The 22,454-nt window shown below is 65.4% G+C and carries 21 protein-coding genes; 11 read left to right on the top strand and 10 right to left on the bottom strand.

Annotated features, from left to right (window positions below):
* Positions 1-166 precede the first annotated feature (166 nt).
* Positions 167-550: a methylmalonyl-CoA epimerase gene (mce, locus tag ACJYUO_RS11705; RefSeq protein WP_494345550.1), complete on the top strand. Its 384-nt coding sequence runs from the start codon at positions 167-169 to the stop codon at positions 548-550.
* A gap of 45 nt (positions 551-595) precedes the next feature.
* Here mce and ACJYUO_RS11710 read toward each other — a convergent pair whose 3' ends face one another.
* Positions 596-1,555 (bottom strand): hypothetical protein, encoded by a 960-nt coding sequence (locus ACJYUO_RS11710; RefSeq protein ID WP_494345551.1) that lies wholly within the window; start codon positions 1,553-1,555, stop codon positions 596-598.
* Between the two features lie 135 nt (positions 1,556-1,690).
* Here ACJYUO_RS11710 and ACJYUO_RS11715 point away from each other — a divergent pair, with 135 nt between their 5' ends.
* Complete coding sequence (locus ACJYUO_RS11715; RefSeq protein WP_494345552.1) at positions 1,691-2,158, top strand: DoxX family membrane protein; 468 nt, start codon at positions 1,691-1,693, stop codon at positions 2,156-2,158.
* Positions 2,159-2,219: 61 nt separating this feature from the next.
* Here ACJYUO_RS11715 and ACJYUO_RS11720 read toward each other — a convergent pair whose 3' ends face one another.
* Positions 2,220-2,855: a ferredoxin--NADP reductase gene (locus tag ACJYUO_RS11720; RefSeq protein ID WP_494345553.1), complete on the bottom strand. Its 636-nt coding sequence runs from the start codon at positions 2,853-2,855 to the stop codon at positions 2,220-2,222.
* Positions 2,856-3,128: 273 nt separating this feature from the next.
* On the opposite strand from ACJYUO_RS11720, the gene ACJYUO_RS11725 reads away from it, so the two are divergent.
* Both ACJYUO_RS11725 and ACJYUO_RS11730 read left to right on the top strand, forming a co-directional pair.
* Positions 3,129-4,883 (top strand): 2-oxoacid:acceptor oxidoreductase subunit alpha, encoded by a 1,755-nt coding sequence (locus ACJYUO_RS11725; RefSeq protein ID WP_494345554.1) that lies wholly within the window; start codon positions 3,129-3,131, stop codon positions 4,881-4,883.
* On the top strand, positions 4,883-5,746 hold the full coding sequence (locus ACJYUO_RS11730; protein ID WP_494345555.1) for a 2-oxoacid:ferredoxin oxidoreductase subunit beta: 864 nt from the start codon (positions 4,883-4,885) through the stop codon (positions 5,744-5,746). Before ACJYUO_RS11725 ends, ACJYUO_RS11730 begins: the two co-directional genes overlap by 1 nt.
* Before the next feature lie 158 nt (positions 5,747-5,904).
* Here ACJYUO_RS11730 and ACJYUO_RS11735 read toward each other — a convergent pair whose 3' ends face one another.
* Positions 5,905-6,573: a DUF6517 family protein gene (locus tag ACJYUO_RS11735; RefSeq protein ID WP_494345556.1), complete on the bottom strand. Its 669-nt coding sequence runs from the start codon at positions 6,571-6,573 to the stop codon at positions 5,905-5,907.
* Between the two features lie 141 nt (positions 6,574-6,714).
* Between ACJYUO_RS11735 and ACJYUO_RS11740 the strand changes: the two genes are divergently transcribed.
* Positions 6,715-7,836, top strand: coding sequence for a pyridoxal phosphate-dependent aminotransferase (locus tag ACJYUO_RS11740; protein WP_494345557.1), 1,122 nt, complete (start codon positions 6,715-6,717; stop codon positions 7,834-7,836).
* Between the two features lie 178 nt (positions 7,837-8,014).
* Positions 8,015-9,565 (top strand): ATP-binding protein, encoded by a 1,551-nt coding sequence (locus tag ACJYUO_RS11745; protein ID WP_494345558.1) that lies wholly within the window; start codon positions 8,015-8,017, stop codon positions 9,563-9,565.
* Between the two features lie 15 nt (positions 9,566-9,580).
* Here the strand turns inward: ACJYUO_RS11745 and ACJYUO_RS11750 are convergent, their stop codons facing one another.
* A complete protein-coding gene (locus ACJYUO_RS11750) occupies positions 9,581-10,144 on the bottom strand; it encodes a type 1 glutamine amidotransferase domain-containing protein (protein ID WP_494345559.1) in 564 nt (187 codons plus the stop codon).
* A gap of 167 nt (positions 10,145-10,311) precedes the next feature.
* On the opposite strand from ACJYUO_RS11750, the gene ACJYUO_RS11755 reads away from it, so the two are divergent.
* Entirely contained in the window at positions 10,312-11,277 is a 966-nt protein-coding gene (locus tag ACJYUO_RS11755; RefSeq protein WP_494345560.1) for an NADPH:quinone reductase, read from the top strand.
* Between the two features lie 104 nt (positions 11,278-11,381).
* Here the strand turns inward: ACJYUO_RS11755 and ACJYUO_RS11760 are convergent, their stop codons facing one another.
* Positions 11,382-11,780, bottom strand: a complete 399-nt coding sequence (locus ACJYUO_RS11760; RefSeq protein ID WP_494345561.1) for a DUF7344 domain-containing protein — start codon at positions 11,778-11,780, stop codon at positions 11,382-11,384.
* A gap of 132 nt (positions 11,781-11,912) precedes the next feature.
* Positions 11,913-12,920: a TIGR04024 family LLM class F420-dependent oxidoreductase gene (locus tag ACJYUO_RS11765; RefSeq protein WP_494345562.1), complete on the bottom strand. Its 1,008-nt coding sequence runs from the start codon at positions 12,918-12,920 to the stop codon at positions 11,913-11,915.
* 297 nt (positions 12,921-13,217) lie between these two features.
* Between ACJYUO_RS11765 and ACJYUO_RS11770 the strand changes: the two genes are divergently transcribed.
* The 3 genes from ACJYUO_RS11770 to ACJYUO_RS11780 all read left to right on the top strand — a co-directional run bounded on the left by ACJYUO_RS11770 (position 13,218) and on the right by ACJYUO_RS11780 (position 16,913).
* Complete coding sequence (locus ACJYUO_RS11770; protein ID WP_494345563.1) at positions 13,218-13,634, top strand: hypothetical protein; 417 nt, start codon at positions 13,218-13,220, stop codon at positions 13,632-13,634.
* 124 nt (positions 13,635-13,758) lie between these two features.
* Positions 13,759-15,189: an FAD-binding oxidoreductase gene (locus ACJYUO_RS11775; RefSeq protein WP_494345564.1), complete on the top strand. Its 1,431-nt coding sequence runs from the start codon at positions 13,759-13,761 to the stop codon at positions 15,187-15,189.
* 176 nt (positions 15,190-15,365) lie between these two features.
* Complete coding sequence (locus ACJYUO_RS11780) at positions 15,366-16,913, top strand: TrkH family potassium uptake protein (protein WP_494345565.1); 1,548 nt, start codon at positions 15,366-15,368, stop codon at positions 16,911-16,913.
* A gap of 13 nt (positions 16,914-16,926) precedes the next feature.
* Here the strand turns inward: ACJYUO_RS11780 and ACJYUO_RS11785 are convergent, their stop codons facing one another.
* Complete coding sequence (locus tag ACJYUO_RS11785) at positions 16,927-18,750, bottom strand: histidine kinase N-terminal 7TM domain-containing protein (protein WP_494345566.1); 1,824 nt, start codon at positions 18,748-18,750, stop codon at positions 16,927-16,929.
* A 190-nt stretch (positions 18,751-18,940) separates the two neighbouring features.
* Positions 18,941-20,632 (bottom strand): thiamine pyrophosphate-binding protein, encoded by a 1,692-nt coding sequence (locus ACJYUO_RS11790; protein ID WP_494345567.1) that lies wholly within the window; start codon positions 20,630-20,632, stop codon positions 18,941-18,943.
* Between the two features lie 128 nt (positions 20,633-20,760).
* Between ACJYUO_RS11790 and ACJYUO_RS11795 the strand changes: the two genes are divergently transcribed.
* The gene (locus ACJYUO_RS11795; protein WP_494345568.1) at positions 20,761-21,621 is read left to right on the top strand and encodes a UbiA family prenyltransferase; all 861 of its coding nucleotides are present in this window, start codon (positions 20,761-20,763) and stop codon (positions 21,619-21,621) included.
* Positions 21,622-21,653: 32 nt separating this feature from the next.
* Here the strand turns inward: ACJYUO_RS11795 and ACJYUO_RS11800 are convergent, their stop codons facing one another.
* Together ACJYUO_RS11800 and ACJYUO_RS11805 are read right to left on the bottom strand one after the other, a co-directional pair.
* Positions 21,654-21,905, bottom strand: coding sequence for a hypothetical protein (locus ACJYUO_RS11800; protein WP_494345569.1), 252 nt, complete (start codon positions 21,903-21,905; stop codon positions 21,654-21,656).
* Positions 21,906-22,053: 148 nt separating this feature from the next.
* The gene (locus ACJYUO_RS11805) at positions 22,054-22,329 is read right to left on the bottom strand and encodes an amphi-Trp domain-containing protein (RefSeq protein WP_494345570.1); all 276 of its coding nucleotides are present in this window, start codon (positions 22,327-22,329) and stop codon (positions 22,054-22,056) included.
* Between the last annotated feature and the right edge of the window lie 125 nt (positions 22,330-22,454).

Genomic DNA, 22,454 nt, shown 5'->3' on the forward strand with positions numbered 1-22,454 from the left:
TTTTCGTCCTGACGACGGTACATCCTGATAACGCGGCCCCGCGGACGTGCGCGAACACATATCCCTCGAATGACGAGCCATCGATCCCGCAATCTCCTACGCAACCCCGTACGAACCCGACGAAAAATCATAACAGTAACACGGCCGCTCCGCACAATACGAACCGATGCACTTCGATCACGCCGGGATCGCGACCGACGACGCAGCGGACCTCGCGGCACTGTACGGCGATCTCTTCGGCCTCGAGGTCGCCCACGAAGAGGTATTCGACGGGATGCGCGTCGTCTTCCTCGACTGTGGCGACGGCTATTTCGAACTGCTCGAACCCCTCGAGGAGGGGACGATTTCGCGATACCTCGAGGACAACGGGGCGGGGGTCCACCACCTCGCGCTTGCGACGGACGATCTCGAGGGGGCCCTCGAGACGGTCCGCGGCCACGACGTGACGCTGATCGACGAGGAGCCGCGACCGGGCGCGTGGGGGCATTCGGTGGCGTTCCTCCATCCGCGCGATACCGGCGGGATTCTGATCGAACTCGTCGAGCACTGATTCGGCTCGCCGGAACCGCACCGATTTGCTGCCGATTTGCGACCGTTAGTCCGCCGAATATTCGGCGACGGTAACCTGCTGCTCGTCGCGACTCCGATGGGTCACGTCGACGCGGTCGGGATAGCGCCCAGCGAGGTCGATCCGCGCCTCGTAGTCGACGACGCCGAGGCAGTCGACGCAGTTCTCCGCATCTTGTTCGCCGACGGCGACAGTCACCGTGAGCACGTCACTGTCCTCGTCGTAGGCCGCGTCCGCGAGCGACAGGCCGTGACAGGGCGTCGGCGTTCCAATCTCGCCGTCGATGATCACGGCTTCGTCCGCGAATTCGACGGTCGCGCCGTCGCCGTCGGTCCGTCCGGCACACTCCCCCTCGCCGGCCTCGAGCGACGCGTCCGTGACTTCGGGGGTTGGACAAGGGATCGATGCCGAGGTCGATTCGGTCTGGACACCAGACTCGCTGAGCGCGATAGTCGTTTGCGAGCGAGTGCAGTCGAACGGTTGCCGGTCGACGCTGTCGGTCACAGTCGACTGACTCGAGCCGTCATCGCTACTCGTCGTCACAGTGACCGTGTACGACTGCGGCTCGACGAGGACGAGTTCGAGCGTCTCGCCCGCCGCAAGGTCGAGATCGCGCTCGAGCAACGCGCCCTCGTCGTCTCGCTCGTCAGTTCGGTCGTCACCGTCGCCCCCGCTATCGTCGTCGCTCCCATTGCCCCCGTCACTCGTGATCTCGACGGAGACCGTGCGGTCCGTCTCGCCCTCGTTCCGGAACTCGAGTTCGTGTGGCGGGTGCGCGGCGGGGAACGGCACCTCGTCGGGGTCGCCGACGACGACCGGCTCGTCCGCTTCCGAGCCGGCGGCGTCTCGATCCGTGCCGCCGCTCGAGTCAACGGACTCGTTGTCGGCCGGGCGTTCCGACTGGAGCCGTTCGAACGTCGAACCCGTACAGCCGGCCAGTCCACAGACCGCGCCGGTCGTGCCGGCGAGGAGGTCGCGTCGTCGCATACGCGATCGCACCACAATGAGGGATAAACACCTTTGTCACAGTTACTAACCTGTGATTTTGCGTGATTGTCAGTGCTCGATAGACACGCAAATGTCACGGCCGTACTGAAACCCGTCGCGGGCCTACGCGACCGTATGCGTAGCCCCTTCCAGCGCGAGACGCGACAGGATAGCGAGGACGGAACGCTCCGTCGAACGGCAACTGAGGACTCGATCGCCTCGAGCGGGCCGTTCCGACTCGGGCGGGTGCTGTTCGGTGCCGTCCTCGCGTTCATGGCGGTGGACAATCTCCGGAACCTCGAGGAGCGGATCCAGTACGCCGAGTCCAAGAACGCGCCGATCCCGTCGCTGTCGGTGCCGGCGACGAGCGGCGGGCTCCTGTTCGGCGGGCTCGGCGTGGCGCTGTGGCGGGTCCCCGCCGCGTCGGCCGCCGCGGTCGCGGCCTTTTTCATCGGTGCGACGCCGCTGATGCACGACTTCTGGTCGATCGACGATCCCGAACTGCGACAACAGGAGTTCTTCCACTTCGCGAAGAATGCCGCGCTGCTGGGGGCGGCGCTCGCGTTCGTGAAACTGGGACTGTCCGAGGAGTCACAGGAGTGAAACCGTAGCCGTCGGTCGGCGACTCGAGGCCGGCCCGAAAGCACGGGTGCGGGTCGCCTCGTCAGCCGAAGTTCTCGATCAGCGCGTCGTCGTCGCCGCCGGCGTCTTCGATCGCGTCGGCGACGGCCGTAACGAAGCCGTCGAAGCCGAAGGCGTACAGCTGGCCGTCCTCGCGGTGGGCCGCGATCGCGTCCGCTAACTCGGCGTCCGCATCGCCATCGACGAAGACGACCGTCGCACCCGCGTCCGCGAGCGCCTCGAGGCGCTCGGTGTGGGCCGGCTCGTCGGCCTGATAGATCACGACGGCCTCGTGTCCCGCGTCGTGGGCCGCTTCGGCGATCGCGACGGCGGGGCCGACCCCCGGGCCGCCGGCGGCCGCGACGATGTCGGTCTCGCCCTCGTAGGTGACGTGGCCGAACGGCCCCTCGACGTGGACGGTTTCGCCGCCCTCGAGGGCTGCGAGCCACGGCGAGAGGTCGCCGTCGGGATCGATGCCCACAGTGAGTTCGAACGTTTCGCCGACCGAAGGCGACGAGAGCGTGTAGTGACGGGAGAGCACCTCGTCGTCCGGTGCCGCTCGGAGCAAGACGAACTGTCCCGGCAGCGCGTCGAACCCGTCGGGCGTCGTGAGCTCGAGCGTGACGGTATCCGGGCCGACTTCGCTGACCGATTCGACGGTGACTGGCGTCCCTTCCATGTCGAATTCGTTCGGCGGCTGATTGAAAAGGCGTTCCGTTCGGCTATCGGCGACGGGTCGGCTTTCGTACCTGTTCGGAGGCCCGAACGGTAACTCGGAAGTCAGTTACAAATTCTCCGCGTCACCGTTTCTTTCCCGTGATACCGCCACCTTCTCAATTAGTAACGACTACTCGTCGTGTTTGCCTATGCCGAATATATCATTCGTCGTCGCAATCGTCCGGTTGGGGTTTCAGAAGCCTTTTCATTTATGGGGGGTAAGGCTCAGGACAACATGGCTGAGGACCTCAACTGGGCGGTCGGAGGCGAGGCCGGGGATGGCATCGACTCCACGGGTAAGATCTTCGCTCAGGCACTCGCTCGAGCCGGACGGCACGTATTCACCTCCAAAGACTTCGCGTCGCGTATCCGCGGCGGGTACACGGCCTACAAGATTCGGACCTCCGTCGACAAGGTCCAGAGCGTCGTCGACCGACTGGATATCTTGGTCGCGCTCACTCAGCGAACGATCGACGAGAACCTGGACGAACTCCACGAAGGGAGCGCCATCATCTACGACGGCGAGCGCTCGTGGGACGCCGAGATTCCCGAGGAGATGACGGCGGTCGACGTCCCGCTGAAGTCGCTGGCCGAGGAGGCCGGCGGCGCGATCATGCGCAACATCGTCGCGCTCGGTGCCGCGTGTGAGATCACCGGCTTCGACGTCGAATATCTGGACGAAGCCCTCGAGAAACGCTTCGGCGGCAAGGGCTCGAAGATCGTCGAGAACAACAAGGAAGCCGCCCGCGCGGGACAGGAATACGTTCAGGAGAACTACGATCTTGACCACCTCGGCTACAACATCGACACGACGGACAACGATTACGTCCTCCTCAACGGGAACGAGGCCGTCGGCATGGGCGCGCTCGCGGCCGGCTGTCGGTTCTACGCCGGCTATCCGATCACGCCCGCGACGTCGATCATGGAGTATCTGACCGAACGGATCGAGGACTACGGCGGCCACGTCGTCCAGGCCGAAGACGAGCTCTCGGCGATCAACATGGCACTCGGCGGCGCACGCGCTGGCGCTCGAGCCATGACCGCGACATCCGGGGCCGGGATCGACCTGATGACCGAAACGTTCGGACTGGTCGCCACCAGCGAGACGCCGCTTGTCATCGCCGATGTCCAGCGCTCGGGTCCCTCGACGGGGATGCCAACGAAACAGGAACAGGGCGACCTCAACATGGCCCTGTACGGCGGCCACGGCGAGGTCCCGCGGTTCGTCGTCGCCCCCACGTCGATCACCGAGTGTTTCTGGAAGACGATCGAGGCGTTCAACCTCGCGGAGAAGTACCAGACGCCGGTCTTCCTGGTCTCGGATCTGGCGATGTCGGTCACCGAGCAGACGTTCCCGCCGGAGGCCTTCGACATGGACGAGGTCGAAATCGACCGCGGCAAGCTCGTCGACGAAGACGAGGTCGACGAGTGGCTCGACGCACAGGGTCACTTCCGTGCCCACGCCGTCACCGAAGACGGCGTCAGCCCGCGTGCCATCCCCGGCACGACCGACGCCGCCCACATGTCTACCGGCCTCGAGCACGACGAGCTCGGCCGCCGAACTGAAGAAGAAGACGAGCGCGTCCACCAGGTCGACAAGCGAAACCGCAAAGTCGAGACCGCTCGAGAGCAAGAGGACTGGGACTACCGCGAGTTCGGCGATTCCGACGCTGACAACCTCATCATCTCGTGGGGGTCGAACGAGGGCGCACTCATCGAAGCGCTCGACTACCTCGAGGACGACGGGATCGACGTTCGCGTCATCTCGGTGCCCTACATCTTCCCGCGGCCGGACCTGACCGAGGAGATCGAAGCCGCCGAGGAGACCATCGTCGTCGAGTGTAACGCGACCGGACAGTTCGCCGACGTGATCGAACACGACGTGCTTACCCGCGTGAAACGCATTAACAAATATACGGGCGTTCGATTCAAGGCGGACGAACTCGCAGACGACATTAGCGACAAACTCACCGAAGAGGTGCCAGCATAATGAGCTCCGACGTACGATTTACCGACTTCAAGTCCGACAAGCAGCCGACGTGGTGTCCCGGATGCGGCGACTTCGGGACGATGAACGGCATGATGAAAGCCCTCGCGAACACCGGCAACGATCCCGACAACACCTTCGTGGTGGCCGGGATCGGCTGTTCCGGCAAGATCGGGACCTACATGCACAGCTACGCGCTGCACGGGGTCCACGGTCGTGCCCTGCCCGTTGGGACCGGCGTCAAGATGGCCCGTCCCGACGTCGAGGTCATGGTCGCCGGCGGCGACGGTGACGGCTACTCGATCGGTGCCGGTCACTTCGTCCACGCGGTCCGCCGGAACGTTGACATGACATACTGTGTCATGGACAACCGCATCTACGGCCTGACGAAGGGACAGGCCTCGCCGACCTCGCGCTCGGACTTCGAGACCAGCACGACCCCCGAAGGCCCCAAGCAGCCGCCGGTCAACCCGCTCGCGCTCGCGCTTGCCTCTGGTGCGTCCTTCATCGCGCAGTCGTTCAGTTCCGACGCGATGCGCCACGCCGAGATCGTCCAAGAAGCCATCGAACACGACGGCTTCGGCTTCGTCAACGTCTTCAGTCCGTGTGTCACGTTCAACGACGTCGACACCTACGACTACTTCCGCGACAGCCTCGTCGACCTCGAGGAAGAGGGCCACGACCCGACCGATTACGAGGCCGCCAAGGAAGTCATCCTCGACGCCGACAAGGAGTACCAGGGTGTCATGTACCAGGACGAAAACTCCGTGCCGTACCACGAACAACACGGCGTGACCGAGGACATGTCCGAGATCCCCGACGGCGCGCCCGAGGACGCGATGGATCTCGTTCGCGAGTTCTACTAACGCCGTTTCGTCGTTCGACCGCTCTCCGTATTTCGGCCGGTTTCACTGATCGAGAGCCGCGCCACTAAGCAGGAAGCACTCGAGAAAACAGAGCTATGTATCCGGACCGATCGAGAAAACAGAGATGTGGCCGTCCTCACTACCGGCTCGAGACGACGTTAGCTATCGACCGGATGCTCGACGGACTCCATTAGGACCTCGACGTTCGCGGATTCTTTCGTGTTCATCTTGGGGAGGGTTCCGAGCAAGACGAGCAGGTCGTCCTCGTGATCGAACGACGTGATCTTGATCTCGATATCGATCGGCTCGCCCTCGAGTTCGGATTCGCCGATGAAAACGTCGGTTTCGCGTGCCCCATCCAGAATCGAGAGTTCGAACGACTCCTCGTGTTGGATGTTGCGGATCTCGCCGCGCTCGCCGCCGATCTGGTTCAGAAACTCCTCGAGCAATTCCTCGTTCGACATGTCATCGAGCGGGTTGACCGAGCGGCCGGCGACCTCCATTCCCGGGATCGAGACGGCCGCGAAGGCGCTGCCCTCGCGCTCTTGGCCCCTGTATTCGAGTTGTTTGGCGTAGATCGAAGTCCAGATCGAGGCCTCCACGTCGCGTTCGACGCCCCCGGGGAGTTCGACGGTTCGGCTCATCGTCTCCTCGGTGACCTCTTTCTCGTCGTAGCCGGTCTCCTCGAGTGCCCCGTCGGTAGGTGCGACGCGGTCGGAGTTGAACTCGAGCGGTCCGTTGCCGAGCACGAAGTCGAGACAACCCGCTGTGAGTGCGAGCGTTCCGGTCGCGCCCGCGGCGAGCAGCGATCGTCGAGATGTCGTCATTACCCCAGAATTCGAGAGGAAGGGCATATTCCTTGTGGCACTGTTAGTCTCGTAGACAAGAGTCTCACGGCTTCTGATAGCGGATTGACGCGACTGGCGAACACATCAAGAGTTATCGGGGTCGACAACCCCCGTGTAGCCATGACCGAATTCGCACGTCGAGTCGAGCAGGTGTCGATCAGCGGCATCCGCGAAGTGTTCGAGGCCGCGGGCGACGACGCGATCAACCTCGGGCTCGGACAGCCCGACTTCCCGACGCCGGCCCACGCTCGCCGCGGCGCGATCGAAGCGATCGAGTCCGGGCGAGCCGACGCCTACACCTCCAACAAGGGCACTCACCAGCTCCGGGAGGCTATCTCGGCGAAGTACGACCGTGACTACGGCCTCGAGGTCGACCCCGGTGACGTGATCGCCACCTCCGGCGGGAGCGAGGCGCTGCATCTCGCGCTCGAGGCCCACGTCGATCCCGGCGAGGAGGTCATCTTCCCGGACCCCGGCTTCGTCTCCTACGACGCGTTGACCCACATCGCCGACGGCACGCCGAAGCCGGTCGGGCTGCGGGAGAATCTCACCCTCGATCCGGCGACGGTCGAGGAGGCCATCACGGACGAGACGGCGGCGTTCATCGTCAACAGCCCCGCGAACCCGACGGGCGCGGTCCAAAGCGAGGCCGATATGCGCGAGTTCGCCCGCATCGCGGACGAACACGACGTACTCTGCATCTCCGACGAGGTCTACGAACACATCGTCTTCGAGGGCGAGCACCATTCGCCGCTTGCATTCGCCGAGACGGACAACGTCGTCGTCATCAGCGCCTGCTCGAAGACCTACTCGATGACCGGCTGGCGGCTCGGTTGGGTCCTCGGCTCCAATCGCCGCATCGAGCGCATGCTCCGGGTCCATCAGTACGGCCAAGCCTGTGCCTCCGCACCCGCGCAGTTCGCCGCCGAGGCCGCCCTGACCGGCCCCCAAGAGCCGGTCGAGGAGATGGTCGAGACGTTCGAACGACGACGGGATCTCGTTCTCGACGGGCTGACCGACGCCGGCCTCGAGGTCCCCACACCCGAAGGAGCCTTTTACGCGATGCCGAAGGTCCCCGACGGCTGGTGTGACGAAGTCCTCGAGCGCGGCGTCGTCGTCGTCCCCGGCGACGCCTTCGGCGCGAACGGCGAGGGCTACGCGCGCCTGTCGTATGCGACCGGCACGGAGGAGTTGAAGGAAGCGCTCGAGATCATGGCCGATGCGACGAAGGCGATTCGGTAGTCGGCAGTCGGCCTCGGCGGCGAGACTCGCTCCGGCAAGTCTCGAATGTCCTTTCGATTTCGGTCCCGATTCGGGTGGGGTTTCGCTCTCGTGTCGTTGAGTGAGCGCCCAGCGGCGCGGACGAAGAGTTCCGACGACCTTCTATACTCGACACGCCAATTTCTCGGTAACTCGAACAGTGAACGGTGGTTTCCGAAGAAGAAGATGGGGCACTATCGGTGCGGGGGCCGCTATCAGTGCCATCGGCGTCGTTCTCGTCGCTCTGCACGGCGGACACGGGTTGCTCCACGAGCGGTCCGTTCTCGGGATCGCTATCGGCGTCGTCGTTCCGGTCGCGTTCTCGTCGACGCTCGTCTACGCGGGGTACTGGACGGTCCGACGAGGGTTCGAACCGAAGTACGGGATGCGACTCGCGCAGTGGACGGCTCTTGGCTGTCTCGGGATGATAACGCTCGTCGGCGCGATCGTCGTATACGAGTCGCTGGCCGGCCACAGTCCAGCCGATGTCGTGTTTCAACTCGCGGCGGCCGCCACCGGCGGTTCGATCGCGGGGTTCCTGATCGGGCTTTCTCATGTCCGACTGCAACGGCGCTCCGACCGTGTCAGGGCCCTACAGCAGGCGACGAGCGACTTCGTCGAGGCGACGACGAAAGAAGAGGTCTGCAATCTCGTCGTCGGGATCGCGGCGACCGAGCTGAACACGCCGCTGACCGGCGCATGGCTGTACGACGACGCCACCGATCGACTCGAGCCGGTTGCGGTTCCCGACGCGGCTCGAGCGACGTTCGACGAAATACCGGTCTACACCGACGACGAGAGCCTCTCCTGGCGGGCGTTTATCGAGGGTGAGCCACAGATCTACGCCGACGTCCGCGAACATTCCGAGCGAGCCAACGCGGAGACAGTCGTTCGAAGCGAGATCGTCTTGCCGCTTGGTTCCCACGGCGTCGTCAATATCGGCTCGCCGGAACCGAACGCCTTCGACGATGTCGACGTCTCGACCGCACGCCTCTTGGCCTCGGCCGCGAGCGCGGTCCTCGATCGGGTCGAACGCGAACAGCGGCTCCGATCCCAACGGCGGGAACTCGAGCACCAGAACGACCGCTTAGACGAGTTCGCGAGCGTCGTCAGTCACGACCTGCGGAACCCGCTTGCGATCGCCAGCGGAAACCTCGAACTCGCGATGGAGGAGTGCGATAGCCCGCGGTTACTCGAGGTCGAAACGGCCCTCGAGCGAATGGATCACCTGATCGCCGACCTGTTGGACCTGGCTCGCTCCGGCCGGACGATCGAGACCAAAACGCGGGTGAGTCTCGTCGCGGTGGCGACCGACGCGTGGGAGATGATCGATGCAGACGACGCGACGCTGTCGATCGATTGCGCGGATAGCCGTCTAGCAGCCGATCGGAGCCGTCTCCGACAGCTCTTCGAAAACCTCTTTGGGAACGCTGTCGAGCACGCCGGTCGCGACACGAGGATTCGGGTCGGCACGCTCAAGGAGGGAACGGGATTTTACGTCGAAGACGACGGGCCGGGGATCCCGCCGGCGGACCGCGAGCGCGTCCTCTCGGTCGGGTATACGACCCGCGAGAACGGAACCGGGCTCGGTCTCGCGACAGTTCGCCGGATCGCCGAGGCACACGACTGGACGCTCTCCGTTACCGACGGTCGGGACGGCGGTGCCAGAATCGAGATTCGAACGGCGGAATCGGCGACGGAGCCACAGTAGCTCTCGTGCCCGAGCTTATCCGTCCGCCGCGAACTCCTCGAGCAGTTGCTCGCAGAACGCCTCGAGATCGTCGGGATTCCGACTCGTGATGAGGCCGTCGTCGACGACGACTTCCTCGTCGACCCACTCGCCGCCGGCGTTGCGAACGTCGGTCTGCAGACTGTGGTAGGACGTCAGCTGCCGTCCGTCGACGACATCGGCCTCGATCAGCGTCCACGGGCCGTGACAGATCACGCCCGCCGGCTTACCGGCCTCGAGGTGCTGGCCCAGGAGGTCGACGCCGGCCTCGTTCGTCCGGAGCGTGTCCGCGCCGACGGTCCCGCCCGGAACGATCAGCGCGTCGTAGTCGTCTGTTGAAACGTCCGCGAAGGATTTCTCGACCTCGTAGCTCTCGCTCCACTCGAGGTCGTTGTTCACAGTTTGGGCCTCGCCGGGTTCGTCGCCGAGTACGTCGACGGTCGCGCCGGCGTCGGCGATGGTCGCCTTCGGCTCGGTGAACTCGATCTCTTCGGTTCCCTCTGCGGCGAGGAAGATGCCGACTGTGGTGTCCTCGAGTGGCTGCTGATCGGATTCGCTCATATCGACAGCGAGGGTCCTCGTGCGGACAAGGGTTGCACTTGCTGGTGCAACAGCGGACAGCGGAAGCCGGAACTGATGCTGTGGCGGGTGCGTGTCGCCTGCAGTGTGGTGTCTGCCCTGCCGTCACGTATACCATTTTACGGTCCCGCTGCGTGCCATCGAGTAGGATGCGAGCTGTACGCCTTCACGAACACGGCGATGCGGACGTACTGCAGGTAGACGAGATCGACCGGCCGGACCCGGCCGCGGACGAACTACTGGTCGAAGTGGCTTCGGCCGGCGTTAACCCCGTCGACACCTACTTCCGCGACGGATCGTACACACCGGTCGACGTGCCGTTCACTCCCGGCGTCGACGTCGCGGGCATCGTCGCCGAGACGGGGGCCGCCGTCGACGGCTTCGAGACGGGCGACCGCGTCTACGGCACCGGTATCGGAAACGGCTCCTCGCAGGGAGCCTACGCGGAGTACGCGACGATCCCGAGCGATCGCGTCGTCCACCTCCCCGACGGCGCGGATCTGACCGAAGCCGGCGGCGCGGGCGTCGCCGCGGTCACCGCGTGGCGCGCGCTGGTCGATCACGCCGACCTCGAGCCCGCGGAACACTGTCTGGTCCACGGCGGCTCCGGCGGCGTCGGGCACGCGGCGGTCCAGATCGGGGCGGCCGTGAGCGCGCGGGTCACCACCACCGCGTCCGAGGAGTACCACGACGCGCTCGCCGACTACGGGGCCGAGACGGTACTCGACTACGCGCGCGATGACCTCGCCGACGCCGTCCGCGACGCTTCCGATGGTGGTGTCGATGTGATACTCGACCACCGACTCGACGACTACCTGCAGTTCGATGCCGACGTTGCCGCGACCGGCGCACGCGTCATCGGAATCGGCGAAAACAGTCCGGACCCGGGCTTCACGAACGACGGTGCCGCCCGCTCGAAGGACGTTTCCTACCAGTTCATGAGTATGTTCAATACGCCGGACCTGCGCGTCCCGCTGCGCGGCGTCGCCCACCTCATGAACGTCGGCAACCTCTCGATCGATGTCGCGCGGTCGTACGACCTCGAGGAAGCGGCCGAGGCCCAGCGGGCGGTCATGAACGACAGCTTCCTCGGAAAACTCGTGATCGAGCCCTGAACCGAACGGGAACGAAGCCGGCCCCACGTCGAGAGATGGAGACTCACGGCTGTCGCTACCCGACGGTCGGACTGAGCGGGTCTCAGATGCTCGAGAAATGCAGTTTACGGTCGGTCCGGCGAGACCTCGACCGCGTCCCGGCGCTCGAGCAGGGTCCGCCCGCGGTCGGTGAGTTCGATCGTTTCCGTCTCGGTATCGTACTCGACGATCTCGGCGTGCTGCAGTTTCGGCACGTGCGTGTGATGGAGCGAGATCTGGACTGTGCGGCGGTCCCGCGAGGAAACGTCGCCGTGATCCGAGATCGCGTTCGGTTCCGCGCCGGCCTCCTGGGCGGCGATCTCGACTGCCAGTTCCGTGAGCGTGGCGTCGCCGCCGGTCTCCGCGAGGTACTGCAGCGCCGCGCGGCGTCGCTTGTCGGCCAACAGATCCATCGCCGTATCGACAGCATCGGCGTCCTCGCCGAACGCAGTGAGGTTCTCAGGCGAGCCTAACAGTGGGATCATACCTCCGATAGGCCACGGAACGTATATATACAACGTGTGAGTCCGATCGAAATACCACGCCGCGTGTCACGTCGATCGTGACAGCAGCCGCGGTCCGAGGCGGACCCGACCCGCACGAACGACGGCGGGCGATCAGACGATGTCGGCGACCGCCTCCATCGTCGTTCGCTTGTCGTCTTCGGTCATCCCGTTGACGAACCCGATCCGGACGGCGTCGACGCCCTCGATGGCGGCGTAGTCTTCGAGCCACTCGCGGGCCTCCTCGGGCGTGCCCGCGAAGGCCAGTTCGTCGAGCACGTCGTCGGGCAGGGCCGCGGCCATCGCGTCCGTATCCCGCTCCTCCCACGCGGCCCGGATCTCCGCGACCACGTCGGGGTAGCCCTGCTCGGCGACCGAATCGCCGTAGTAGGGGCCGTAGGCACCGAGCATGAACGCGATCGTTCCGCGGGCCGTCTCGCGTGCCGCCTCGCGGTCCTCGCTCGCGACGCCGCGGATGATCGGCGCGACCCGCAGGTCCGACAGGTCCTTGCCGCCGAGCTCGGCACCGCGTTCTAAGTCCTCGAGTCGATCCCGAAGACCGTCTTTCGTGAACAGTTGCGGGGCCCAACCGTCGCCGAAGCGGCCGGCCATCTCGGTGGCCTTGGGGCCGAGGGTGCCGACGTCGATCGGCGGCGGGTTCTCCGAGGGACCGCGTTCGTAACCTAAACCGGGGATCTCGAAAATCTCGCCCTCGTAGGCCGGATTTCCCTCCTCGTAGACGTTGCGCATGATCTCGATCACTTCGCGAGTGCGCCGGAGCGGCCGATCGAACTCTTGGCCGTGCCAGCGCTCGGTGATCGCGGGCGAACTCGGGCCGATCCCGAACCGGAACCGGCCGTCCGTGGCGTCTTGCATCGTGAGTGCAGTCTGGGCGAGCATCGACGGCGTGCGCCCGTACGGTGAGATCACGTCATTGGAGATGCCCAGTTCCTCGGTGCGGTCGGCCGCCAACGTCAGCGGCGGCACGATGTTCCAGCCGGTCGTTTCGCCGACCGTGATCCGGTCAAAGCCCAGTTCTTCGGCTTGAACGGCCCGCTCAGCGACGCCCTGTGGCCGGTCGTAGTCGCCGAGGCGCACCAACAGATCCAGTTCGACGGTCACAGTGCTCCCCTCCGCGATCGTCCTCGAGTCACACAGTAAACTGTCATCATCCTTGACCGCGTTATGCACTCACATAAACGTGGACCGTTTCCGTCCGTTCGTGCAAAGTGGTTGCGACCTGCGATAGGGACGCCGCTCGAGGCCGCTGTACACGATCGCCGGGTCGCCCCGCAGTGGGCGTTTCCTCGCCGGCGGTGGACTCGTCGACGGCCGAGCGGTGGTGGCGACGCTCGTAGTCGCTCGTGACCGGGTTCCAAAACCGGAACGTTCTTTCTTGCTAACAGTATATCACTGTCTATGTCGGTCTCGAATTCGGACGTCGACGATCGCGTATTCAAAGTCATCGGCGGCGGGTCGGCGGTGATGAACGCCGTCGCCTTTACCGCCGTGGGGATGCTCGCGCTGGACAACCTCGTCTACGGGGCGATCGCGGGTGTCTTCGCGGGTGCCGGCGCGTCGCTGTTTCTGCCGTGGTTTCTCCGCTTTAGCGCCGCCCAGGACGAGACGGACGACGAGTTAGGGTTCTCCGAAGCCGCCAATCGCGCGGGCGGTAGCGTCCGAACGGGCGTGGTCGGCCTCGGAATGGAACTCGGCGGTATCAGCATGCTCGCTGCCGGGTTTGCCCGTAACGAACCGGACCCCCTCCTCGGGATCCTCGTCGCCCTCGTGGTCGCAGTCGTCGTTTCGCTCTCGGCATCCGTCGTATTCGATTGAGCGAGGCGCACGGTTCGAGACTCGAGTCGAGTCGCGGTCTCCGGGTCGTTCCGTCCCGCCGTACCCGCGTTCAGCGCGCGAGCCAGTGGGAAACGTTGATACTGTCGGTGACTAACGTGGTCGTATGACACACGACTGTTCGTTTCTCGAGGAACTCGACCTCGCGGACGATCAGGTCTCGTTCGCCGCCGGGCGACTGGAATCCCACGCGACTGATTTCGGGGCGGAGCGGACCAATGGGGGGATGCTCCCCGACGCCGTCGTCTGGCCCGAGTCCACGGCCGACGTGTCGGCGGTCCTCGCCGCCGCGACCGACCGCGGCGTCCCGGTGACCCCCTACGCCGCGGGTACGGGACTCGAGGGGAACGCGGTCCCGGCCCACGGAGGGATCAGCCTCGATCTCACGCGCATGGACAGCGTGGTCGACTACCGGCCCGATGACTTCCAGATCGACGTCGGCCCGGGGATCATCGGCTCGGATGTCGACGAGTACGTCGCCAGTGACGGGCTTTTCTTCCCCCCGTTGCCCTCCTCGGGCGATATCTCGACGATCGGCGGGATGATCGCGACGGACGCAAGCGGCATGAAGACGGTCCGCTACGGCGAGATCGCTGACTGGGTGCTCGGCCTCGAGGCGGTGCTCGCCGACGGCACCGTCATCGAGACGGGTTCGCGAGCGAGCAAGACCTCGAGCGGCTACAACCTGACCGACCTCATCGTCGGCAGCGAGGGCACGCTGGCAGTTGTCACCGAAGCGACGCTGGAACTCGCGGGCCGCCCCGAGCAGATCCGCGGCGGCCGGGCGATCTTCGAGACCCTCGACGACGCGGCCGAGGCGGTCTTCGACGCGGTCCGGACCGACGTCGGCGTCGCTCGGATCGAACTCGTCGACGGGCTGAGCGCGACGATGGCAAACGACTACCTCGGCAGCGACCTGCCCGACGCGCCGATGGTCTTCCTCGAGTTCCACGCCAACCACGGCGTCGACGAGGAGATCGACCTCTGCCGGACGATCTTCGAGGACCACGACGTCGCCCGCTTCGAGATGAGCGACGACGATGCCGAAATGGCCCAACTCTGGAAAGCCCGCCGAGAAATGGCCTACGCCGTCTCGAGCTACGATCCCGACCTCGAGCCGCTCCACCCCGGCGACGTGACGGTCCCGATCAGTTCCTACCCCGAGGTCGTCCGCGAGACGAAACGGCTCGCCGATGAACACGACCTGTCGGTCCCCTGTTTCGGTCACGCGGGCGACGGCAACCTCCACTACAGTATCCTCGTCGATCTCGACGATTCCGAACAGGTCGAGCGCGGGGAGGATCTGTACCGGACGATCGTCGAACTCGCGATCGAACTGGGTGGGACCGCGACGGGCGAACACGGCATCGGCGAGGGCAAACAGCGATACCTCGAGCCGGAACACGGGGCCGGGGCGGTCGAGACCATGCGAACGATCAAGCGGGCGCTCGATCCGACCGACACGCTCAATCCGGGGAAGATCTTCCCCGAAACGGCCGACGGTGAGCGGATCCGGGGGCTCGAGCGCCGAGACTGAGCGGTCGCAACTCGCGACATCGCTCGCTCACGACCGAGACTGAGCGGTCGCAACTCGCGACATCGCTCGCTCACGACCGAGACACAGTTTTTATTGCCAAACGCCGAATCTGTCGGAGATAGAGACCGTTCCGTTAGTGTTGCAGCCGTTCGCTGTCCGACGGATACCTACCACGTATGTCACCCAGGATTCACGTCGACGTTCGATCTAGTTGTAGCCTTCTCGGGACGGTACTGAAGTATCTCTCGCTGACACTCCTGTTTCCGATGGGCGTCGCGCTGTACTACCGGGAGTCTCCCCTGCCGTTCCTCGTCGCACTCGCCGTCGCGATCGCCGTCGGGACGGGACTCGAGCGCCTCGAGACGGACCCCTCGCTCGAGCACCGCGAGGCGTTCCTAATGGTCGCGTTGACGTGGCTGGTCGTGCCGGCCGTCGGGATGATCCCGTATCTCGTCGCCGGCACGGGGACGATCGCCGATCCCGTCAACGCGCTGTTCGAGAGCGTGAGCGGCTTTACGACCACCGGCGCGACGGTCATGGGCGAGATTTCCGTCGACACCCACTCCCGTTCCGTGATGATGTGGCGACAAGTCACCCAGTGGCTCGGCGGGATGGGCATTCTCGTGCTCATGGTCGCGATCCTCTCGGAGCTCTCCGTGGGCGGCACACAGCTCATCCGGGAGGAATCACCGGGGCTGCAAGTCGAGAAGCTCACGCCGCGGATCAAGCAGACGGCGCGGGCGCTGTGGCTGCTCTATGCGTGGTTTACCCTCGCCGCCGTGGTCGTCTACTACGGGCTCCAACTCGTGGGGCTCGCCGAGAACATGACGTTTTACAACGCCGTCGCCCACGCGCTCACGACCCTGCCGACCGGCGGCTTCTCGCCGGAAGGGCGCAGCGTCGAGGCCTTCAAGCCGATCGTCCAGTGGGCGTTCATGCCGTTCATGGTCATCGCCGGGGCGAACTTCGCACTCTACTGGTACGCCTGGCGCGGTCAGCCCGAGCGCCTGACCGGCAACGCCGAGTTCCGGTCGTACCTGCTGTCGATGGGAATCGTCGGCGGCCTCCTCTCCTCGCTGTTGTTCCTCGGTGTCGGCCTCGCGACTGTCCCGGAGGGCGTCGCCGCGATTCCGGGCAGCCTCGAGCGCTCGCTTCGCCACGGGCTCTTTCAGACGCTCGCGATCGTGACCACGACCGGCTACGCCAGCATGGACTTCAATACGTGGAGCGAGTCGGCACAGGCGATCCTGCTCTTCGCGATGTTTCTGGGCGGTTCCGCGGGTTCTGCTGCCGGGTCGATCAAGATCGTCCGCTGGTACGTCGTCGGGAAATCGATTCGACGCGAACTGTTCAAGACGGTCCATCCCCACGCCGTCCAGCCGGTTCGAATGGGCGGGACCGGAGACGTCATCGACGAGGATACGATCCACAGCATCTTCGTCTTCATGGCGCTCTTTCTGACGCTGTTCGTCGTCTCGACGGTAGTGCTGTTTCTCGACGCCCACCGCACCCCCGGGCTCTCGCTGTCGGCGCTCGAGGCGACGAGCGCCACGATCGCAACCCTCGGAAACGTCGGCCCCGGCGTTGGCGTCGTCGGGCCGATGAACAGCTACGAGTCGTTCTCCGACGCCGCGAAGCTGTACATGGTCTTTCTCATGTGGATCGGTCGGCTGGAGATCCTCTCCGTGCTGGTCATCCTGACGCCGGCGTACTGGCGGTCGTAACGCCGATTATCGTTCATTCGCGGTCGCCGGCGGGAGCAACCGACGATTGGTCCTCCGACGGCCGGTCTACTGGCTCGGGCGATGACTCGGCAACCGTCACACCGGTGATCTCGAATCTCGCGCCGCCGGTCGCGGCCTCGGTCGCCGTCACGGACCAGCCGTGATCGGCACAGATGTCCGCGACGATCGAGAGTCCGAGCCCCGTCCCGTGCTCGCTCGTCGTGTACCCCGCCTCGAAGACCGCCGCCGGATCGCCATCGAACCCGGTCCCCGAGTCGGCAACGTAGAACCCGTCCTCGAGTGCCCCAATCGTGACGGCGAGTGGCGTCTCGTCGCGCGTTTCGCTCCCGTCCGATCGCAGGTCCCCGGCCGGCGATCCGTGATCGATCGCGTTTCGAAACAGGTTTTCGAGCAACTGTCGGAGTTGCGTTCGGTCCGCCTCGAGCGTTCGCTCGCCGTCGATCGAAAGGGTAGCCCCGTCGGTTTCGACCGTCGACCACGCTTCGGTCGCAACGTCGGCGAGCGCGACCGGCTGCATCTCGAGTGCGGTCCGCCCCTCCCGGGCGAGCGTGAGGACGTCGTCGATAAGCCGTTCCATCCGCTCGTGGGCAGCCGCGATGGTTTCGACGTGTTCCGGGTCGTACTCTTCCTCGAGGAGTTCGAGGTAGCCCTTCGAGACCGAAAGCGGGTTCCGCAGGTCGTGGCTGACGACGCTCGCGAACTCGTCTAACTTCCGATTTTTCCGCTCGAGTTCGCGTTCTCGGCGGACTCGCTCGGTCACGTCGTGGACGACGATGGTCCAGCCCATCGAGTAGCCGCGGCCGTCGTCGATCGGCGCAGCAGCGAGTTCGTAGTGGCACCGATCGCCGCCGTCCCCAAGCGAGAACTGCACGGCAACGGTTTCGGTCTCGTCGGCCGATTCCTCGCCGCGTTCGCGATGCTCGGCTGCGTCGATGACCGCGTCGAAATCGACCGGCAGGACGGTGTCGATCGGTTCGCCGACGAGTTCGTCGCGGCCAAAGCGAGACCGCGCGATCGGGTTGCTGTCGACGATTCGCCGATTCGAGTCGACGACGATGACGCCGTCCTCGAGGTTCGCAACGACCTCGTTTCTGGCGATCGGCGTGATCTCGAGGAGCCGGTAGCGGTAGAGGCCGATCGTCAGCGCGAGGCCGGTGACCGTCAGGCCGATCGGCGTCGTCCCGATGATCTCGAGCGACGACGACGCGACGACGGCCGTCGCCCACGGAACCGCGACCGCGATCAGGACGGCGAGCCCCTGCCAGCGGTGGAGGCGGTTGCTCCGGACGACCAGTTCCAGGACGATAATCGCGGTGGCCGCGAGACAAAACGTCGCGTATCCGAGGTGGGCGAACAGGCCAATATTCGGCGTCGCGGTGGCGACGGTCGCCGGCTGCCCCCACGGGATATCCAGCGCGACCGCCGCCTCGACGGACGTGCCCCACAGAACCCTCGTTTGGTCATTTACTGCCAACAGCCCGATCATACCGACCGGCTCGATCGCGAGCAGCCCCAGCCGACGGCGGGTGAGCCACCGATCCCTGCCCGTGTACTCGAGGGCGAACACGAGAAATAGCGTCGGGATGACGGCGGCCGGCAGCCACTGGAGGTCCGCCCAGCGCGCCTTCCAGAGGAACGTCGTCGATTCGATCTCGAGGACGTGTGCGCCCAGCCAGACCGCGACACTCGCCATGAGCGCGGTCAGGGGAACCGAGCCGGCGGCTGGACGCGACCGCGACGCCGCAACTGCGGTTCCGACGGCGACGACGAAGGAGAGTACCAGGACGACGCTGTAGGGGTTGATCACCCAGCCCATCCGTGAATACTTGTTCTGAGGAGAGGATATCCAAGTGTCTACCGGCTGCGCGGTGGCGAACCGGGCCGGATCGGCGGCCGGAATCGCCAAGTGGCCGGCGGGCGGCCTCATACGGTCTACTGGAAGTCATTGCCAGTGGGACCGCGACCGCCCTGCGGTCCCACTTGGCAAGCCGGTACAGTAACCCGTATCAGTCGTGGACCAACACGTCGAGCACGTCGGGGCCGTCGCGCTCGAGGGCGTCCTCGAGACGCGCTTCGATCTCGTCGGGCGTTTCGATGCGTTCGGCACGAGCACCGTGGCTCTCGGCGTTTTTGACGAGGTCGACGGCCGGGTCGAAGTCCATGCCGACGAAGTCGTAGTCAGCTTCCTCGCCGCCCATGATCTTGAGCGTGTTGTCCTTCAGGATGCGGTAGTTGCGGTTGTCCGAGATGACGACGGTGAGATCCAGATCGTAGCGGGCGGCGCTGTAGATAGAGTGGGGATAGTACTGGTAAGAGCCGTCCCCGATGAAGCCGACCACGTCGCGGGGATCGTCTCGCTGTTCCTCCGCGACGGCGGCACCGACCGCCGCTGGCAGCCCGTATCCGAGCCCGCCGCCCTTGTTCGACATGTATTGCTCGGGCGCGAGATCCCACCGCACCAGCATGGCATACTTCGAGGTGACGCCCTCGTCGACGATGGCCGCGTCGCCGGCCACCCGCTCCATGGCGTCGACCAGTTCGGCCTTCGAAGAGCGAGGATCGTCTTCCCGGTCGCCCTCGCCGTAGCTGCCCATCTGGGCCTCGACAGTTTCCTTGACCTCGGCGACGGCCTCGAGTCGATCAGCGACAACGTCGTCCGAAAGACGCTGTTGGACCCGCTCGGTGAGACCCTGTAGAACGAGCCCCGGATCGCCGATCACGGCCGCGTCGGCGGGCTGGTTCTTGCCGATCTGCCAACTGTCGTCGCTCAGGTGGATGCAGGTCGTGTCGGAATCGACCAGCGCCTCCTCGTGGCGGGTCAGCGTCGTGTTCGTCGAACAGCCCGCGAAGACGATCGTGTCGGTGTCCATCAGCATCGACGCCAAGTCCTCGTTGGTCGGCAAGTACGAGACCCACTGCTCGTGATCGGTCGGGAAGTCGACTTCACAGGAGAGGATCTCGCCGTGGACGCGAGCCCCCGTCGCCTCCGCGAGGTCGACCGCCGCGGCGACGGCGTCGGCACCCGAGCGGGCGACGTGATCGCCGACGACCAACACCGGGTTGTCGGCCTCGACCAGCAGGTCCGTCGCGCGCTCGAGTTGGGCGGGGTCGCCGCTGCCGGCGTTTGGTATCGGGCCGAGCCGTTCGGGTTCGGCGTCGGTTTCGCTCATCATTACGTCCAGCGGAAGCCCGAGGAAGACCGGTCCGGTCGGCGGCGTCATCGCCACTCGGAACGCCCGCCGGAGCATCGTCGGCAGCGCCGAGACGTCGAGTACCTCGTCGGACCACTTGCAGAACTGCCGGGCCATGTCGTCGATCCGGCCCGAGAGGATCGGCTCCTCGTGGCGGAAGTCCGTGCTGTGATTGCCCGCGGTCACGACCAGCGGCGCACCGGCGATCTTGGCCGCGTAGAGGTTGCCCAGTCCGTGGGCCAGCCCCGGTGCAATGTGGAGATTCGCCACGCCGACCGGGGTGATCGAGTCGTCGTGGTGGGCCTGGTACCGCCGGCGCTGGGCGTAGCCGCCGGCCATCCCGACCGCGATGTCCTCGTGGAGCCCAAGCCGGTACTCGAGGTCGCTGTCGCCGATCGCGTCCATGATCGGCAGTTCGGTCGTCCCCGGGTTGCCGAAGACGTAGTCGACCCCGTAGGATTCCAGAGCGTCAGTGAAGAGATCCGCACCGGTGTAACCATCCGTCATGCACCCTCGTGGCACGGCACAATACATCAAATTGTGTGTTTCGGAAGCCACCGGCGGGGTCCCCGATCGGTTCCAGCGCGTGCGGTCCCGGCCCGGGTATTATACAGCAGTTCGTTGTCATTCGAGGCATGCCCCTTGCGAGAGACGGGACGGGTATCGGTGCGACGGCTCGAGCGTTCCGTTCGCAGGTCCATCCCGTCTTCATGACGCCGCCGCTGGCCGCGTCGCTGTTCGGGGCGATCCTCGCGGGGAGCGTCGATCCGTTACTCGCCGCGATCCACGTCGTCGCGATGTTCGCGGCGGTCTATACGGCCCACGTGAAAGACGGCTACGTCGATTTCCACGTCCGCGGCGAGGACGACGACCACCCGCTGACCGCGACCGGCTGTCGTGTCGCACTCGCGCTGTCAACGGCGACGTTTGCGCTGTGCTGTGTTGCGCTCGGAGTGCTCGTCGGCCCGGTCGCGGTCGCGCTGACCCTCCCCGCGTGGCTGATCGCCTACCACCACGCGCCACAGCTCGATATGAACCCCGTGACGGCGACCACAGGCTACCCGCTCGGTATCGCCCTGTCCGTGCTCGGAGGATTCTACGTACAGGCCGGGACGATCACCGCCGTCCCGCTTGGCTTCGCCGTGGTCTTCCTCGCGCTCCTCTCGGGGATCAAAGTGATCGACGACGCGCAGGACTACGCCTACGACCGGTCGATTCAGAAACGGACCGTCGCGGTGGCGGTCGGTCCCGACCGCGCCTACGGCGTCGCCTACGGGCTGATGGCCGTCGCATTAGTCGCCGTCACCGCCTTCGCTATCGCTCGTGTCTTCCCCCTGACGGCGCTGCTCGCGGCCGCGGCGTTCGCCGCTGTTGCCGCGATCGCGCGGCGGGCAGACCCCGAACTCGCGACCATGTTGCTCATCCGCGGCTCCTACGTCTTCCTCGCCGTACTCGTGGCCGCCGTCCGATTCGACCCGCTCGCCGCGCTCGTGTGAGGTAGTTGCTGCCGATGAAAACTGAAACGTGCTTACAGCGATTCCTGGAAGCCACACCGGGGGCAGTACATGCTCCCCGACTTGATGAGCGTAAAACTCTCGTTACAGCGACCGCACGGACAGCCCACTGAAACGCCCACCTCGCTCCCGAGTGCGGCGATCGTGTTCTTCAACTGCCGTTGCTGGTGCTCGGCCGACTCGAGACGCTCGTTCAGCGCGGCTAACTGCGCCGGAATCGTTCGCTCGCGCCGGGGCTGTGAAACGCGGGTGGGATGGGGCGCCATGGCCCGTCTACGTCGCCAGTGACGAAAAGCTAATCTCTACCGGACAGCGGCCGTGACACTACGAAATCGTGTCTTCTGTGCTTCGGCTGAGACGGCGCTGACCGCAGCGCGCACGTGACTGTGTGCTCGAGCAGCCGGTCGCCGGTCGCTATTCGGCCTCGGCCTCCGTGGACCCCTCGGAGCCGCTCGGGGGTTTCCAGTCCAGTTTGACCGTCACCGTCTCACGATTCCCGCGCAGGATCGACGACCGCTCGCGGACTCCGACCTCGTAGGCGATCGACTCCGACGGCCGCAGATCGACCGTCTTGTTCCCCGTTCGAATCGTCGCCTGCCCCTCGCTCTCGAGTTCGTCGGCCAGTGCGCGGAGCCGTTCGGCGGCCTCTTCGCGCGTGACTTCCTCGGCGGAGAGTGTCTTGTCCACCATAGAGGTCCCACCACGACCCCCAGAATAAATCGTCGCCCTAACGACGCTATTCCGGTGGAGAACAGCTTTCGCACCGGTTTAGCTGTGTGATATTCACTCGAGAGAGTCTTTCAGGCTGCCTAATT

It is taken from the genome of Natrinema sp. CRL1 (assembly GCF_059162405.1).

Bases quoted from the DNA above. Each gene is read 5' to 3' on its own strand.
- mce (WP_494345550.1), top strand. From the start codon at position 167: ATGCACTTCGATCACGCCGGGATCGCGACCGACGACGCAGCGGACCTC.
- ACJYUO_RS11710 (WP_494345551.1), bottom strand. From the start codon at position 1,555: ATGCGACGACGCGACCTCCTCGCCGGCACGACCGGCGCGGTCTGTGGA.
- ACJYUO_RS11715 (WP_494345552.1), top strand. From the start codon at position 1,691: ATGCGTAGCCCCTTCCAGCGCGAGACGCGACAGGATAGCGAGGACGGA.
- ACJYUO_RS11720 (WP_494345553.1), bottom strand. From the start codon at position 2,855: ATGGAAGGGACGCCAGTCACCGTCGAATCGGTCAGCGAAGTCGGCCCG.
- ACJYUO_RS11725 (WP_494345554.1), top strand. From the start codon at position 3,129: ATGGCTGAGGACCTCAACTGGGCGGTCGGAGGCGAGGCCGGGGATGGC.
- ACJYUO_RS11730 (WP_494345555.1), top strand. From the start codon at position 4,883: ATGAGCTCCGACGTACGATTTACCGACTTCAAGTCCGACAAGCAGCCG.
- ACJYUO_RS11735 (WP_494345556.1), bottom strand. From the start codon at position 6,573: ATGACGACATCTCGACGATCGCTGCTCGCCGCGGGCGCGACCGGAACG.
- ACJYUO_RS11740 (WP_494345557.1), top strand. From the start codon at position 6,715: ATGACCGAATTCGCACGTCGAGTCGAGCAGGTGTCGATCAGCGGCATC.
- ACJYUO_RS11750 (WP_494345559.1), bottom strand. From the start codon at position 10,144: ATGAGCGAATCCGATCAGCAGCCACTCGAGGACACCACAGTCGGCATC.
- ACJYUO_RS11755 (WP_494345560.1), top strand. From the start codon at position 10,312: ATGCGAGCTGTACGCCTTCACGAACACGGCGATGCGGACGTACTGCAG.
- ACJYUO_RS11760 (WP_494345561.1), bottom strand. From the start codon at position 11,780: ATGATCCCACTGTTAGGCTCGCCTGAGAACCTCACTGCGTTCGGCGAG.
- ACJYUO_RS11770 (WP_494345563.1), top strand. From the start codon at position 13,218: ATGTCGGTCTCGAATTCGGACGTCGACGATCGCGTATTCAAAGTCATC.
- ACJYUO_RS11775 (WP_494345564.1), top strand. From the start codon at position 13,759: ATGACACACGACTGTTCGTTTCTCGAGGAACTCGACCTCGCGGACGAT.
- ACJYUO_RS11780 (WP_494345565.1), top strand. From the start codon at position 15,366: ATGTCACCCAGGATTCACGTCGACGTTCGATCTAGTTGTAGCCTTCTC.
- ACJYUO_RS11785 (WP_494345566.1), bottom strand. From the start codon at position 18,750: ATGGGCTGGGTGATCAACCCCTACAGCGTCGTCCTGGTACTCTCCTTC.
- ACJYUO_RS11790 (WP_494345567.1), bottom strand. From the start codon at position 20,632: ATGACGGATGGTTACACCGGTGCGGATCTCTTCACTGACGCTCTGGAA.
- ACJYUO_RS11795 (WP_494345568.1), top strand. From the start codon at position 20,761: ATGCCCCTTGCGAGAGACGGGACGGGTATCGGTGCGACGGCTCGAGCG.
- ACJYUO_RS11800 (WP_494345569.1), bottom strand. From the start codon at position 21,905: ATGGCGCCCCATCCCACCCGCGTTTCACAGCCCCGGCGCGAGCGAACG.
- ACJYUO_RS11805 (WP_494345570.1), bottom strand. From the start codon at position 22,329: ATGGTGGACAAGACACTCTCCGCCGAGGAAGTCACGCGCGAAGAGGCC.